General features: G+C 58.7%; 13 protein-coding genes. 2 read left to right on the top strand and 11 right to left on the bottom strand.

What is annotated here, in order from left to right; translation table 11 throughout:
* Window positions 1-150: 150 nt before the first annotated feature.
* A complete protein-coding gene (locus AC2FIP_RS19355; protein ID WP_496787781.1) occupies window positions 151-933 on the bottom strand; it encodes a crotonase/enoyl-CoA hydratase family protein in 783 nt (260 codons plus the stop codon).
* A gap of 66 nt (window positions 934-999) precedes the next feature.
* Window positions 1,000-2,070: an SMP-30/gluconolactonase/LRE family protein gene (locus AC2FIP_RS19350; protein WP_496787779.1), complete on the bottom strand. Its 1,071-nt coding sequence runs from the start codon at window positions 2,068-2,070 to the stop codon at window positions 1,000-1,002.
* A gap of 93 nt (window positions 2,071-2,163) precedes the next feature.
* Between AC2FIP_RS19350 and AC2FIP_RS19345 the strand changes: the two genes are divergently transcribed.
* Entirely contained in the window at window positions 2,164-3,279 is a 1,116-nt protein-coding gene (locus AC2FIP_RS19345; RefSeq protein ID WP_496787815.1) for a pyridoxal phosphate-dependent aminotransferase, read from the top strand.
* A 126-nt stretch (window positions 3,280-3,405) separates the two neighbouring features.
* Here AC2FIP_RS19345 and AC2FIP_RS19340 read toward each other — a convergent pair whose 3' ends face one another.
* From AC2FIP_RS19340 to AC2FIP_RS19315, 6 genes are all read right to left on the bottom strand, one after another.
* A complete protein-coding gene (locus AC2FIP_RS19340; protein ID WP_496787778.1) occupies window positions 3,406-4,596 on the bottom strand; it encodes a pyridoxal-phosphate-dependent aminotransferase family protein in 1,191 nt (396 codons plus the stop codon).
* Between the two features lie 50 nt (window positions 4,597-4,646).
* Window positions 4,647-5,279 (bottom strand): bifunctional 4-hydroxy-2-oxoglutarate aldolase/2-dehydro-3-deoxy-phosphogluconate aldolase, encoded by a 633-nt coding sequence (locus AC2FIP_RS19335; protein ID WP_496787777.1) that lies wholly within the window; start codon window positions 5,277-5,279, stop codon window positions 4,647-4,649.
* A gap of 5 nt (window positions 5,280-5,284) precedes the next feature.
* Window positions 5,285-7,090 (bottom strand): phosphogluconate dehydratase, encoded by a 1,806-nt coding sequence (gene edd / locus AC2FIP_RS19330; protein ID WP_496787775.1) that lies wholly within the window; start codon window positions 7,088-7,090, stop codon window positions 5,285-5,287.
* A gap of 2 nt (window positions 7,091-7,092) precedes the next feature.
* Window positions 7,093-8,538 carry a glucose-6-phosphate dehydrogenase gene (zwf, locus tag AC2FIP_RS19325; protein WP_496787774.1) on the bottom strand — a complete coding sequence of 482 codons (1,446 nt, stop codon included), beginning with the start codon at window positions 8,536-8,538 and terminating at the stop codon, window positions 7,093-7,095.
* A gap of 138 nt (window positions 8,539-8,676) precedes the next feature.
* The gene (ptsP, locus tag AC2FIP_RS19320; protein ID WP_142638037.1) at window positions 8,677-10,920 is read right to left on the bottom strand and encodes a phosphoenolpyruvate--protein phosphotransferase; all 2,244 of its coding nucleotides are present in this window, start codon (window positions 10,918-10,920) and stop codon (window positions 8,677-8,679) included.
* Between the two features lie 46 nt (window positions 10,921-10,966).
* The gene (locus AC2FIP_RS19315) at window positions 10,967-12,205 is read right to left on the bottom strand and encodes an aspartate kinase (protein WP_496787772.1); all 1,239 of its coding nucleotides are present in this window, start codon (window positions 12,203-12,205) and stop codon (window positions 10,967-10,969) included.
* A 164-nt stretch (window positions 12,206-12,369) separates the two neighbouring features.
* On the opposite strand from AC2FIP_RS19315, the gene AC2FIP_RS19310 reads away from it, so the two are divergent.
* Window positions 12,370-12,726 (top strand): hypothetical protein, encoded by a 357-nt coding sequence (locus AC2FIP_RS19310; protein ID WP_496787771.1) that lies wholly within the window; start codon window positions 12,370-12,372, stop codon window positions 12,724-12,726.
* On the opposite strand, the gene AC2FIP_RS19305 is transcribed toward AC2FIP_RS19310, so the two are convergent.
* From AC2FIP_RS19305 to AC2FIP_RS19295, 3 genes are all read right to left on the bottom strand, one after another.
* On the bottom strand, window positions 12,720-13,358 hold the full coding sequence (locus AC2FIP_RS19305; protein WP_496787769.1) for an SDR family NAD(P)-dependent oxidoreductase: 639 nt from the start codon (window positions 13,356-13,358) through the stop codon (window positions 12,720-12,722). The two genes, AC2FIP_RS19310 and AC2FIP_RS19305, sit on opposite strands and share 7 nt — an antisense overlap.
* A gap of 3 nt (window positions 13,359-13,361) precedes the next feature.
* A complete protein-coding gene (locus tag AC2FIP_RS19300; RefSeq protein ID WP_496787768.1) occupies window positions 13,362-13,817 on the bottom strand; it encodes a DUF1178 family protein in 456 nt (151 codons plus the stop codon).
* Window positions 13,818-13,888: 71 nt separating this feature from the next.
* Window positions 13,889-14,347 (bottom strand): NUDIX hydrolase, encoded by a 459-nt coding sequence (locus tag AC2FIP_RS19295; RefSeq protein WP_496750756.1) that lies wholly within the window; start codon window positions 14,345-14,347, stop codon window positions 13,889-13,891.
* Between the last annotated feature and the right edge of the window lie 71 nt (window positions 14,348-14,418).

Below are 14,418 nucleotides of genomic sequence, written 5' to 3'. Positions count from 1 at the left end.
GGAACTCTGGTGGAACGCCGGGTCAAGAAAGCACAGACCAAAGTCCAACCCAGAGAATTCGTTTCATGTAACGCTGGAAAAGATGCGCAAAGCCTACACCCCACTGCCTGACACGCAGGTCCGCGATGCGCATCGGGATTCATGTGGTGACTACTTGAACTTCGGCTTACGACCCTGCATCTGCGCCATGACAACCTCCATCTGATCGGGTTTGCCGATCAGCTCCACCTGTTCGGCAGATTCGGCCAGCAGAACGTCGGCTCGCGAACGGGTTTCGGCCACGTCGATCAGGCGCTTGGCGGCACGGATGGCTGAAGGGCTTTGGCCTGCGATGTCTTCAGCCAGAGCCAGCGCCTCGGTCAAAGGATCGTCCGAGAGTTTCGTGACCAGCCCCCAATCAGCCGCCTGCGGCGCGCCTATTGGACGTGCAGTATACGTCAGCAAGCGCAGCACGTCCGAGCGCACAAGCTCGGGCAGCAGAACCATGCCGCCCATGTCGGGAATGATACCCCATTTCATCTCCATCACCGCCAATTTCGCCTCGGGGTGGGCAATGCGGATATCCGCGCCCAGTGCGATTTGCAGTCCGCCACCATAGGCCACACCCTGAATGGCACAGATGACTGGAACGGGAACACGGCGCCAGATCAAGGCAAGCTCCTGCATTTCGTTGGCGTCGTCATGGCTGCGGTTCATCAGCCATTCGGTTGGGCCCTTGTGGGCCATGCTGGCGAAACTGGCCATGTCGAGACCGGCGCAGAAGCTTTTACCCTCACCCGACAGCACCACGGCGCGGGCGTCGGAGACCGCCACCTCTTGCCCGGCAGACAGGATCGCCTTGATCATGGCTTCGTCCAGCGCGTTCATCTTGTCGCCACGGGTTAGCGTGACATGGGCGATATGGTCTTTGTATTCGATGGAAACGCGAGACATTGGTCCCTCCGGAAATCAGTGTTGCGTCAACCATGCCAGCAAGATGAGGACAGTGCCACCACGACGTCAGGGCAAATCAGCGACGGGCATCCGGCCATACCACGGCGAATCCAGCGTCATGACATAGAACAGGTCACCAACGACCTGACCCGCCGTGGTGATGCCCAGCCGCCCGCCGGGGTCCTGCAAGGTTTGCAGGATTGTGCCATCCCCGTCGAATTGGACGATCATGCCGCGATGAATCGGCGCCGGTCGCACCAAGGGACCCAGCCGCCAGATCACCTTGCGCAAAAAGGGATAGGGCATCAAAGCTTCACTCGGCACCCGTGGGCTGGCGAAGGCCATCCAATAAGTGCCGTCGCCCTGCGCCGTGAGGTTATCGGGGTATCCCGGCAGGTTTTCCATCAACACCTCGCGCTGCCCAGCACTCGGCCCAGTTAGCCAGAGCTTGTGCACCCGCGCACGACCAGTTTCGGCGATCAGCAGAAAATCCGTCTGCGGGGAAAGCGCTACACCATTGGTATAGACAAAGCCCTCGGCCACCTTTTTTGTTGTGCCATCAGGGGAATAGCGGGCCACGTATCCCGTATCCGACTGCTCCCAGATGGTCAGGACCGAGGTGGCTTTGGTACCGCCCATGGTTTCGGGATCGAACCGATCAGACGAGTTCGAGAAATAGACCGTACCGTCCGGAGCCACGTCCAACTGATTGGCATAGACCACCGGAGACCCGCCAATCTCGGACACAAGGGATACCAGCGTGCCGGGCCCGGTCCAGCGCATCAGCCCCCGGTAGCTATCTGCGATATATAGCGCGCCGTCCGGCCCAGCTTGCAGACCCAAAGGGCGCCCACCCAGGTCGTCGATCTTGACCGGGCTGTCGCCGTCGATCCGATAAAGCGCGCCGGACATGGATGTCGTGTAGATCGTGCCATCCGGCATGATCGCGATGTCTTCCGGGCCTTCCTCGCCATCCGGCAAAGAGACTAGTTCGAGGCTGTCCAAAGCGTTGTTCTCGGCAAACGCGCCGGTAAAGCCCGGAGCTTCGGGCGGCTCCCAGGCCACTGGGTCCACGCCAACAGGCCAAAATATCAAATAGGCAAGCCCCACAAAAGCCAAACCAATCGCGATGCGCATGGACACTCCTTTGTTTTTGTTGATGCCAGACTGTGGGCACTGTGCAGGCAAAGCAAGGTTGCCTGTCGGATGACCTTGCGTTTATCTGTCTGCATGACCAATCCACGCTATACCCCGCTTGCCCAATCTCTTCCTGCTTCTGTGCCTTTTGTCGGCCCTGAAACACAGGAACGACAGCGCGGTGCACCATTTGTGGCCCGTCTGGGTGCGAATGAGAATGTCTTTGGCCCTTCGCCGCGCGCTATCGAGGCCATGCGGCAGGCAACTGGCGATATCTGGATGTATGCTGATCCAGAAAACCACAACCTGCGCCGCGCCCTGGCTGAGTACCACTCCGTCTCACCCGAAAATATCGTGGTTGGCGAAGGCATTGATGGGTTGCTGGGCTATCTGGTGCGCCTGCTGGTTGTGCAAGGAGATACGGTTGTGACCTCGGACGGGGCCTATCCGACCTTCAACTATCACGTCGCCGGGTTTGGCGGGGTGATTCATACGGTTCCCTATCGCGACGATCACGAAGACCCTCATGCACTCTTTACCAAGGCCGCTGAGGTCAAGGCTAAGCTGGTCTATCTGGCCAATCCTGACAACCCTATGGGCAGCTGGCATTCGGGCACTGATATCGTGGCTGTATTGGATGCGCTGCCCGATGGCTGTTTGCTGGTTCTGGACGAGGCATATGTGGAATGCGCCCCCGACGGGACTGCAGCGCCGGTTGCCGCAGATGACCCGCGTGTGATCCGGATGCGCACGTTTTCCAAAGTGTACGGAATGGCCGGCGCGCGTGTCGGCTATGCCATTGGGGCGCCAGGCCTGATCTCGGCGTTCAACAAGGTGCGCAACCATTTCGGTATGAACAAGGCTGCACAAGCAGGCGCGTTGGCTGCGCTGCAGGATGAAGTTTGGCTGTTACAAATCCGTGCCCGCATCTCAGATGCGCGCGAGCGGATCAACGCGATTGCGTTGGAGAACGGGCTGCACCCTTTACCCTCAGCCACCAATTTCGTGGCCATCGATTGCGGTCAGGATGGGGTGTTTGCCAAGGCTGTTCTGGAGTCGCTGGTGGCGCAGGGGGTTTTCGTTCGGATGCCCTTTGCCGCGCCTCAGAACAGGTGCATTCGAGTGAGCTGCGGCGATGCCTCCAATCTAGGGGCTTTTGCCGCCTCTTTGCCAAAAGCGCTTGCTGACGCCCGGGCGCTGAACGTCTGAAGCTCTCGCTTATGGCCATCGGGACGGGGGGGCTGTCTGCCCCCATCGCGCCGTTTGCGCGATTCCCCCCGAAAGTATTTTGAGTCAGATGAAGATACAGATTAGCACTGAGATCGGGGGCTGGTCTCAGGTCACAAGCGCGGTGGCGGCGGCTTCTAACGCACCCGTGCCGCGCGGAATATCAAGGGCGGCCATGGCAGTTTCCACGCCGCCAAGCATCGCCATGACCATCTGTGCATTGATGTGACCCATATGGCCCAGGCGAAAACAGCCGTCCCAATCTTCCATCCCGAGGCCTATTCCCAAAGTCAGGCCCAGCGATTGTTCGGTATAGGACCGCAATGGGGTTCCGAGCCCTCCACTCAGGCGCAGCGCGGTGACCGCATGACTTCGGTCTGCGCGGTCAGCTACGTTCAACGACAGCGCACCGCCCTGTGCCCAGATTTCGCAGGCGGTCCAAATTGCCTGAGCGAGGCGTTGATGGCGCGCCCAGACATTTTCGATCCCTTCCGCGTGGATCAGGTCGAGCGCCGCCCGCAGCCCATAGAGATGATGGGTCGGTGCGGTACCATCGAAGTATTGGTAGAATAGCTCGGGATTGGCTCGTGGTTGCCAGTCCCAATACCGGGAAACACGCGGCATTGCTGCCCGTTTTGCCTGCGCCTTGTCGTTGAAGAATACAAACCCCATGCCCGGTGGGGTCATCAGCCCTTTTTGACAGGCGGTAACAGTCACGTCGACACCCCAGGCATCCATCTCGAATTGCTCACATCCCAGCGAGGCGATGCAGTCCGCCATCACCAGTGCCGGGTGACCCAGATCATCCAGCAACGCGCGCAGCGCCGGGAGGTTGTTGCGAATTGAGCTCGAGGTATCCACGTGAACTGCAAGTATAGCCTTGATATCATGCGATGAATCAGCACGTAGCACCTCTGCAATGCGATCGAAATCCCAGACCGAGCTGGTTCCGAAATCAATCACATCCACCTTGGCGCCGATCCCTTCGGCCATTTCGGCCCATCCATGGGTAAACCGCCCCGATGCGGGGGCAAGCACTGTCTCACCTGGCGCGATGGTGTTCGACAGTGCCGCCTCCCACGTGCCATGGCCGTTGGCAATGTAGATGGCCAGTTTATGGGCCGTGCGGGCGACGCGACGCAGATCGCGGATCAGATCGGGCATCATCTCGATCAATTCGCCGTCGTAGATATTTGGTGACGGTCGGTGCATCGCCTGCAGCACAGCGTCTGGCATGACCGAGGGGCCTGGAATGGCCAGATACTCGCGCCCACGCGCGAGGGAGATTGGATGTGTCATGGGATCAACCTGTTTGAATTGGCCCTACCCTAACGTGGCCAATTTCGGCGTCAATCCATCAGCTTGGCGGCATCCCGGGCAAGCGTTTCGATCCCGGACCAGTTGCCTTCTGCGACCATCTGTTTGGGTGCTACCCAGCTGCCGCCCGCACAGATCACGTTGGACAAAGACAGGTAATCTCGGGCATTTGAAGGCGATACACCGCCCGTTGGGCAGAAGGTGATTTGCGGCAAGGGCGCGCCGATAGCCTTGAGCGCAGGCGCCCCGCCCGAGGCCTCGGCCGGGAAGAATTTCAGCATGTCATAGCCTTTTTCCAGCAGGGCCATCGCCTCGGTGGCGGTTGCGGCGCCGGGCAGCAGAGGCAGGTCTTGGGCTTCGCATGCGGCGATCAAGGCGTCAGTGGCACCGGGCGAGACGCCAAACTGCGCGCCAGCCTCTTTCGCGGCGCGCACGTCATCAGGCGTGATCAATGTACCCGCACCGACGACGCCACCGGGAACCTGCGCCATCGCCCGGATCGCATCGAGCGCTGCCGGGGTGCGCAAAGTGACTTCGAGCGCAGGAAGACCGCCCGCGACCAGAGCTTCGGCCAGAGGTCGTGCGCTGGTGGCGTCGTCAATTACAAGAACCGGGACAATCGGGGCAAGGGCACAGATTTCACGGGTACGTTGTGTCTTGTACATAGGTCTTACACTCCGAAGATGCTGGCGCCGGTATCCGCGGTGCCGACAGCGTTGCGAAACGCGCCGAACAGATCGCGCCCGACACCATGTTGGTTGGCAGAAAGGTCAGCCGTGGCCGGAGTGCGGTCAAGCACACCTGGGGTGAGGATTTCGAGCGCACCGTTTATGGCATCCACGCGTAGAATGTCGCCATCCTGCAAATAGGCGATCGCGCCGCCATCCAGAGCCTCGGGGCAGATATGAATGGCAGCAGGAACCTTGCCAGATGCACCGGACATACGGCCATCGGTCACCAGCGCCACCTTTTGCCCCCGGCCCTGAAGGATCGACAGCATCGGCGTCAATGAATGCAATTCGGGCATGCCATTCGCCTTGGGTCCCTGAAAGCGCACAACGACGATGACGTCATCCGTGAACTCTCCGGCTTTGAACGCCGCCTTGACCGCATCCTGAGTTTGAAACACCCGTACCGGGGCCTCGACCACCTGATGCTCGGGGGCAACCGCCGAAACCTTCATCACTCCGGTACCCAGATTGCCGCTGAGCCGCGAGAGACCTCCTGTAGGTTGGAACGGGTCTTTGGCGGGGCGCAATATCTTGTCATTCAGGCTTTGGCCTGCGCCGTCCTCCCAGGTCAGATCGCCGTCTTTCAGCTTGGGTTCTTTGGTATAATTGTGCAGCCCCTGCCCCGCGACGGTCAGCGTGTCGGGGTGCAGCAACCCGTCTTCGAGCAGCGTGCCAATGCAATAGCCCAGCCCGCCCGCGGCGTGGAAATGGTTCACATCGGCCAGTCCGTTGGGGTAGACCCTCGCAACCAAAGGCACCACGGCGGAGATTTCGGAAAAATCCTGCCAATCCAGCACGATACCGCCCGCGCGCGCCATCGCGATCAGGTGGATCAGCAGGTTTGTCGACCCGCCAGTGGCCATCAGACCGACGATGCCGTTCACAAAGGCACGTTCGTCAAGTATCTGGCAGACCGGCGCATAGTTGTTGCCCAGCGCACTGAGCGACAGAGCACGGCGCGCACCTTCTTCTGTCAGCGCATCGCGCAGCGGTGTGTTTGGATTGACAAAGCTGGATCCCGGAAGGTGCAGGCCCATGAACTCCATCAGCATCTGGTTGGTATTGGCGGTGCCATAAAAGGTGCAGGTGCCGGGGCCATGATAGGCGGCCATCTCGGCGGCCATGAGCTCGGCGCGGTTGATCTCTCCGGCGGCGAATTTCTGGCGGATCTTGGCCTTTTCGTCATTTGGCAAACCGCTGGTCATCGGGCCTGCGGGCAGGAATACAGCTGGCAGATGGCCGAACGCCTGCGCGCCGATCACAAGGCCGGGCACGATCTTGTCGCAGACCCCCAGAAACACGGCAGCGTCATAAGTGTTGTGGCTCAGCGCCACGCCTGTAGCCAATGCGATCACATCGCGCGAGAACAGCGACAGTTCCATCCCCGCCTCGCCCTGCGTGACGCCGTCACACATTGCCGGTACGCCACCTGCCACTTGCGCGGTTCCACCTGCGGTGCGGATCGCATCGCGGATCAGGCCGGGATAGCGCTCGAACGGCTGATGGGCTGACAGCATGTCGTTATAGGCGGTGACTATGCCCAGATTGCCCGCCGTGCCAGTGGCCATCGATTGTTGGTCATCGCCTGCGCCGGCATAAGCGTGGGCCTGACCGCTGCAGGACAGATGCGCCCGCGCCGGGCCTTTGGACCGAGCCTGTTCCATCCGCTCGAGATGCGGGCCACGCAAATCGGCGCTGCGCGCTATAATCCGTTGCGTGACGTCGGTGATAACTGAGTTAACCATGTCTAACCTCCGATCTGACGCCAGCGGCGCCCGTCGCGATGCATCAGCATCAGAGCTTCTTCGGGCCCGGAACTGCCCTGATCATATTTCGATGGCCGGTCGCCCCGGTTTTCCCAACCCTGAATAATAGGGTCAACCCACGCCCAGGCGGCTTCGGCCTCGTCGCCACGCATGAACAGGGTCTGGTCACCGCGGATCACATCCATCACCAGCCGTTCATAAGCGTCCTGAGCCCGCGCATCTGCGCCCAGCGCCTCGGCAAAGCTCATATCCAGCGACACATCCGACAGGCGGAACCCGCCCGGACCGGGATCTTTGATGGTGGTGCGCAGGGTGATCCCTTCGTCCGGTTGCAGACGGATCACCAGCACATTTCCATGCAATGGCCCTACATTGGGGAAGATAGTGTGTGGAGGATCCTTGAAGTAGACGGCGATTTCCGACTCGCGCGCACGCAAACGTTTTCCGGTGCGCAGATAAAAAGGCACCCCAGCCCAACGCCAGTTACCCAAATGAACCTTTAGCGCAATATAGCTTTCTGTCCGGCTTGCAGGGTTGCCGACATGGTCCAGATACCCGTCACCGCCCTCACCCGTGCGGTATTGACCGCGGGCGATATCCGCAGGCATCACCGGCTCAAGCGCCTCGATCACTTTGACCTTTTCATCGCGAACCGCGTTGGGAGAGAACTTGGACGGCGGCTCCATCGCTGTCAGGCACAGCAGCTGTACCAAGTGGTTCTGGATCATATCCCGCATTGCACCCGACTGATCGTAATAGACCCCGCGCCCCTCGACGCCGACGGTTTCAGCCACGGTGATCTGGACGTGGTCGACATGTGTTGCGTTCCACAACGGCTCGAACAGGGAATTGGCAAAGCGCAGGGCCATCAGGTTCTGCACGGTCTCTTTGCCCAAATAGTGGTCGATCCTATAGATCTGATGTTCTTCGAAACAGGCGCGCAGCCCTTCGTTCAGCGCTTTGGCCGAGGCCAAATCATGACCAAACGGCTTTTCCACAACGATACGACTGTCAGGCGTTGCAAGATCGTGATCGTTCAGCCGTTTCGCAATGCCCGAGAACAAGCTTGGGCCGACAGAAAGGTAAAACGCTCGCACAACGTCTGGGCGCAATGACTTGGCCAGATTGTCCCAGCCCGCATCACCCAAGGCATCAACCTGTACATATTCCACGCGTGACAGAAAGCGGTCCAGAACGTCTTTTTTGAATTCCGGCGCGAACTCTTTCATCGAGGCGCGTATCTGATCCCGAAACGCGTCGCTATCAATGGCGGATCGGGCAGACCCGATAATCCGGGCTTCGTCTGGCATCTGGCCGACTTCGAAACGATGACACAAACCCGGCAGGATTTTTCGCTGCGCCAGATCACCGGTCGCGCCAAACAGCACCAGATCGAACGGGTTAACGGGAATTACGCGTGAAACCATCGTCGGGCTCCTTCAATCCTCTGCTGAACCACAATAGCACTTAAAGCTAACAGCGCCGGTGAATAGAAAATGTTATCGCTAACATTCACTATTTCCTTAGGCAAAGCGAGAAAAGAAAGCAAGGGTGGATTTGACGCACTACCCCTGGCTGCGCAACCATTCCATCACAGCTGGTCGCACGGATTGCTCTCCGCGATGGCGAGCGTCCGATATGATCTTGCGCACTGCTTGCAGATCTGCCCGCAACAATACGCTTTTGACCGGCCCAATCGACGCCGGGCGCATCGACAACGTCCGGATTCCCATCGCGGCCAGACACAGCGCCTCGACCGGGCGTCCTGCGTCTTCACCGCAGAAGCTGAGTGGCGTATCCGAGATGTTGCAGCGTTCTACGATCCGTTCGATAAAAGTCAGGAAACTGACATTCAGCGAGTCATAGCGGCGGCGGACCAACTCGTTTTCACGGTCGGCAGCAAAGAAGAACTGTTTCAGATCATTGCCACCAATCGAAATGAAATCGACTTCGTCAAAAAACTTCTGCGGTGCAAAAGCGAGTGAGGGTGTTTCCAACATCGCTCCGACTTCAATACTTTCAGGCAGGGCATGGCCCAGACGTTTCTCGCGGTCGATGGTCTTATTCACTTCCCATCGCGCTTCGTAATACTCTTCCGCTTGTGCCACGAATGGGAACATGACCGTCAACGGACGACCATTGGCGGCCCGGATCAGAGCCTGCAGCTGCATCCGCATCACGCCGCGCTTATCCAGGCCAACCCGAATTGCGCGCCAGCCTAAGGCCGGGTTCGGCTCCTCGATATGTTTCATGTAGGGCAGAACTTTGTCGGACCCGATATCCAGCGTGCGAAATACCACGCGCTTTTTATCGGCCGCATCCAGAACCCGCTGATATTGCGTCACAAGCTCGGAACGCTTGGGCATCTTATTGCGGATCAGGAACTGGAGCTCGGTACGAAACAGGCCCACGCCTTCGGCACCGGAGTTGTTCAGCGAAGGCAGGTCCGCCATCAGACCCGCGTTCATCACCAGATTGATCCGCTCTCCATCCCGCGTCACCGTTGGCGTTTCGCGGATCGAGGCATAGCGTTCCTGCGCCTTGGCCTGCATCGCGACCTTATCACGGAACGCGCTGACCACGGTATCTTCTGGTCTGAGCTGCACAGTGCCCTGATCGCCATCAACCAGGATATGGTCTCCGTTCAGGGCCTCGGTCGTAATGCGCCCAACATGGACCACCAGTGGTATGGCCAAAGCACGGGCAACAATGGTGGCATGGCTTCCGACCGAGCCCTCTTCGAGCACGATGCCTTTCAAGGACCGGCCATATTCCAGCAGGTCACCTGGACCGATATTCCGGGCAACCAGGATTGGGTCCGGTGGCAGGTCGGCACTGTTTGTCTGCCCTTGCCCGGTCAAAATGCGCAGCAGACGGTTGCTGAGATCGTCCAAATCCGCCAATCGCTCGCGCAGATAGGGGTCGGAGACTTGGCTCATGCGCGCGCGCGCCTGGGATTGTTCCTTTTCCACCGCAGCTTCGGCGCTAAGCCCAAGTGCAATGTCCTCCTCCATCCGGCGCATCCAGCCTTTGGAGTTGGCGAACATGCGATAGGCTTCCAGAACCTGTAGCTGTTCCTTGTCGCCGTTCTTGGATATCTCGAGCATCTTGTCGACACCGACGCGCAATTCTTCGACCGCCTCGGTCAGACGTTCCTGTTCGCGATGCGGGTCATCGGCAATCGGGTTGGTAACAACAACGCGCGGTTCGTGCAGCCAGACATGGCCTTCGGCCGAGCCCTCTTGTGCTGGGCCGCCTGTAAACTGAACCGGTTGCTGGTGGCGTGGCGACAGGGCCGCGCCCTCGCCAACGAATGCTCCCAGTTCAGCCATTTCGGCCAGAACCATTGCAACCACTTCCAGCGCATAAACTTCGTCCGCAGAATATTCGCGCGCGTTGCGGGACTGAACAACCAGAACGCCAAGCTTTTCACCCAGCCGCTGAATCGGTACACCCAGAAAAGACGAGAAACGCTCCTCGCCCGTTTCCGGCATATAGCGAAAGCCCTTGGCTGACGGCGCATCGGGCGTATTCACGATTTTGCCGGATTTCGCGACGCGCCCCACCAGTCCTTCGCCCATGCGCATACGGGTCTTATGAACGGCCTCGGGCGACAGGCCTTCGGTCGCACAAAGTTCCAGGGTTTCTTCGTCGCGGAACAGATAGATCGAGCAGACCTCGGCCCGGATACTGTCTGCGATCAGGTGAGTGATCCGGTCAAGACGTTCCTGACCGGCAGCTTCGCTCGCCATCTCTTCACGCAGCCGCCCCAGCAGCTTACGGGATTCTGTTTCAGTGCCGTCTGCCATAGCCCAACCAGTCTAAGGTTTCAGGCGTGACCCTTGGCTGAATTGCTCAGGCCGCCTTGTCCAATTCAAAGGCATCATGCAGTGCCTGAACCGCAAGTTCCATGTATTTCCTGTCTACCAAGACGGAAATTTTTATCTCAGAGGTTGTAATGACCTTGATGTTGATACCCTCATCCGAGAGTATCTTGAACATTTTGGCCGCAACACCCGATTGCGAACGCATTCCAATCCCGACCACAGAAACCTTGCAGACATCATTATCTGCGACCAGGTCGGCATAGTTCAGCTCTCCCCGGTCTTTCACAGCCAAAAGCGCCTTTTCGGCGCGCGTCACCTGATCCGTAGGGCAGGAAAAGGTCATATCCGTGCGCCCTTCGTCCGAGATGTTCTGAACGATCATATCCACATTCACGCCCGCGTCGCTAAGCGCCGTGAAGATGATCGAGGCGATACCGGGGCGGTCCGCCACGGAAACGACGGTCATCTTGGCCTCGTCACGAGAATAGGCCACACCGGCCACAACATTGGATTCCATGATATCCTCCTCGTCGCAGACCAGCGTACCGGCCTCGTCGGATTGTTCTTCAAAACTTGAGAGAACGCGCAATTTCACTTTATATCGCATCGCCAGCTCAACCGAGCGGGTTTGCAGCACCTTAGCCCCAAGCGAGGCCAGTTCCAGCATTTCTTCGAATGAGATTCGATCCAGCTTACGCGCTTTTTGGCAGATGCGCGGGTCGGTCGTGTAAACACCGTCTACATCGGTATAGATGTCGCAGCGCTCGGCCCCGAATGAGGCAGCAAAGGCCACCGCAGTGGTATCCGACCCGCCACGGCCAAGTGTCGTGATACGGCCTTCAGGGCTGAGACCCTGGAAACCCGCGACAACGGCCACTTTCATGCCCTCGCCGAATTTCTGGTTCAGGTTGTCGGTCGGGATATCCTCGATCCGCGCCTGGCTGTGGGCGCTGGTGGTCAGCAGCGGCACCTGCCAGCCCTGCCAACTGCGGGCTGGTATGTCCATCTCTTGCAATGTCAGCGCCATAAGGCCGGCGGTGACGTTTTCCCCCGAAGACACCACGGCGTCATATTCGCGCGCATCAAACAGTGGCGAGGTTTCGTTGACCCAACCCACCAGCTCGTTGGTCTTGCCCGACATGGCCGAGACGATGACGATCACGTCATAACCCTTGGCCACCTCAACGCCGATGCGCTTTGCAGCACGGCGGATACGGTCCAGATTTGCGACGGATGTGCCGCCGAATTTCATCACGAGTACGGGCATGGGGGCTGATGTCTCCGCGCCTTGGAATTCAGATCCCGTGCGTCTTATGCGAGGGGGGCCGCAAGAGCAAGAGTGCAATACCGCATCAGTCGGGGCCTAGCATCGCTTTACAACCGCGTATGACGGTGTAAGCCTGACGCATCAAATTCACTACGAGGTATTCAATGCACCGTCTTGCCCTTGTCCTTGCCCTATTTTCCACACCTGCAGCGGCGCAAGTCGCCTCGCTGACCGGCACCGACGGTCAAAACGCCTTGGGGAAAGTACCCTGTGCGACCAGCCCAGGCGAGGCGATGCGCACTTGCAACGCCGAAATGCGGCGCCGTGACGACGGCAGCTCTACGCTTGCGGTTGCGATGGGAAATGGCGAAGTCCGCAACATCTATTTCACCGATGGCATCCCGGATTCGACAAATTCGGCAGCTAAGATCACCTATGAAAACCGAGGCGATGTTATGGTGATTTTCGTTGATCCCGGTGAGGTATATGAGATCCCTAAAGTCGCTCTTGTCCGTCAGTAAGGGTGCGACTGGCCTTCATAGGTTTCAAAGCACCCAGTATTTTCAAGTGACAGAGTATCGAAACGGTTGATCAGGCCCTGAACAGCCTTATCAACCGTGATATCAGCCCCGGTCCCACCCATATCCGTCTGCACCCAGCCGGGATGGTAAATGCCTACTGAAATGCCGTCGCCGCGCAGGTCCACAGCCAGATTGCGCCCTAGGTTCAGAACCGCCGCCTTGGACGAGCGGTAGATATAGCTGCCACCAGGTGCCCGCGTGTGCGAGGCCATCTGCGAGGATAAAATCGCAATCTTGCCCTGTGCCGCGCGCAGATTGGGCAACAAGGCCTGAACTGTCAGAAAGACCCCCGTCACATTGGCAGCGAAACTCTGCGCCCACATTTCGGCGGGGTAGCCATCGATGGTTTGGGATTTATCCAGATATACACCGGCGTTGCAGACCAGCAGATCAACATGGCGCATTGCCAGTTTTTCCGCCATCGCTTGATGTTGTTTCGGGTCTGTTACATCCAGCGCCACCTCTGCGCTGCCATCCCGAGCCGTGCCCGTTACGTCGCATCCTTGCGCACGATACCTGTCCGCCAGAACCTTTCCGATCCCCCGCCCAGCACCGGTGATAACAACATGCATGGGCTAGTTCGTCTTGCGCGAAGGTACGAAAGGCAGCGGAGCAACAGGTACGCCGTCATCGATCAATGCCCTGGCTTCTTCTGGCTTGGCCTCGCCATAGATCGCACGTTCCGGCGCGTCGCCCAAATGTATCTTGCGGGCCTCTTTGGCAAAATCCTTGCCAACGTAATCCGAGTTGTCCTCGACTTTGCGCCGCAGCTCGGAAAGGGCTTTCTCGACATCAACGCTTGGCGTTGCCATGTTGACGACCTCATCCCGAGATGCCGGAGCCGTGGTACGAGATTCGACCGCACGTGCGGGGCGGACGCGCGGGGTCATGATTGCTTTTTCAACTTGCGGATCACCGCACACGGCGCACGTCACCATGCCTGCGGCGGCAAGTTTGTCGTAAGCACCGGCTGACTGAAACCAGCTGTCAAAGCTGTGGCCACTGCTGCATTTCAACGCATATTGAATCATGTTCTGTCCAAAGGTCGGTTGCCAAATAGATACCAACCACTATTGCAATGGCAAGCCCCCCGAGGGGTACATCAGTGGTACAAATGCTCTACATTGCGTAACAATGATGCAAGATCGGGTGAATTAACCCGAGATGCGGCATCTCCTAACGGAAACCACCTGCGCTTACGCTCTTGGCTTTCAGGGTATCGCACTGCCAAGGATTTGACCACCAGCGGATAGACATCGACCAGATAAACCGCTGATCCTTTCTTGTACCGCCGCTTGTAATGCAGGAACTGCCCAAAGGCATTTGGAGTGCAAGTACCGGTCACACCCGCCTCTTCCCAGGCTTCTTGACTGGCTGTCCCGGAGGGTGAGAGGCCTTCGATCAAATTCCCCTTGGGTATTATCCAACGACCGGAACCACGCGTTGTAATGAGCAACACCTGAGGCGTGCCGCGTTGGACACGATAGCACAGAGCTGCCGATTGCCGTACGACTCGTACAGTGCCCGCTTGATGCAGGTTGAGTTGCCTTTGCTCGATCACGTCCTGCTGCCTCTCCAGGGAACGTTTTATCCGCCTGCCCGGTGCGCTTTTGCGCTTATTTATCGGACCTG

The organism is Ruegeria sp. CDSB114 (genome assembly GCF_059611025.1).
Note: the sequence above shows the minus strand (reverse complement) of the source record. Positions and strands in the feature narration are given on the sequence as shown.

Coding starts and splice junctions, on each gene's coding strand:
- AC2FIP_RS19355 (WP_496787781.1), bottom strand. CDS start 933: ATGTCTCGCGTTTCCATCGAATACAAAGACCATATCGCCCATGTCACG.
- AC2FIP_RS19350 (WP_496787779.1), bottom strand. CDS start 2,070: ATGCGCATCGCGATTGGTTTGGCTTTTGTGGGGCTTGCCTATTTGATA.
- AC2FIP_RS19345 (WP_496787815.1), top strand. CDS start 2,164: ATGACCAATCCACGCTATACCCCGCTTGCCCAATCTCTTCCTGCTTCT.
- AC2FIP_RS19340 (WP_496787778.1), bottom strand. CDS start 4,596: ATGACACATCCAATCTCCCTCGCGCGTGGGCGCGAGTATCTGGCCATT.
- AC2FIP_RS19335 (WP_496787777.1), bottom strand. CDS start 5,279: ATGTACAAGACACAACGTACCCGTGAAATCTGTGCCCTTGCCCCGATT.
- edd (WP_496787775.1), bottom strand. CDS start 7,090: ATGGTTAACTCAGTTATCACCGACGTCACGCAACGGATTATAGCGCGC.
- zwf (WP_496787774.1), bottom strand. CDS start 8,538: ATGGTTTCACGCGTAATTCCCGTTAACCCGTTCGATCTGGTGCTGTTT.
- ptsP (WP_142638037.1), bottom strand. CDS start 10,920: ATGGCAGACGGCACTGAAACAGAATCCCGTAAGCTGCTGGGGCGGCTG.
- AC2FIP_RS19315 (WP_496787772.1), bottom strand. CDS start 12,205: ATGCCCGTACTCGTGATGAAATTCGGCGGCACATCCGTCGCAAATCTG.
- AC2FIP_RS19310 (WP_496787771.1), top strand. CDS start 12,370: ATGCACCGTCTTGCCCTTGTCCTTGCCCTATTTTCCACACCTGCAGCG.
- AC2FIP_RS19305 (WP_496787769.1), bottom strand. CDS start 13,358: ATGCATGTTGTTATCACCGGTGCTGGGCGGGGGATCGGAAAGGTTCTG.
- AC2FIP_RS19300 (WP_496787768.1), bottom strand. CDS start 13,817: ATGATTCAATATGCGTTGAAATGCAGCAGTGGCCACAGCTTTGACAGC.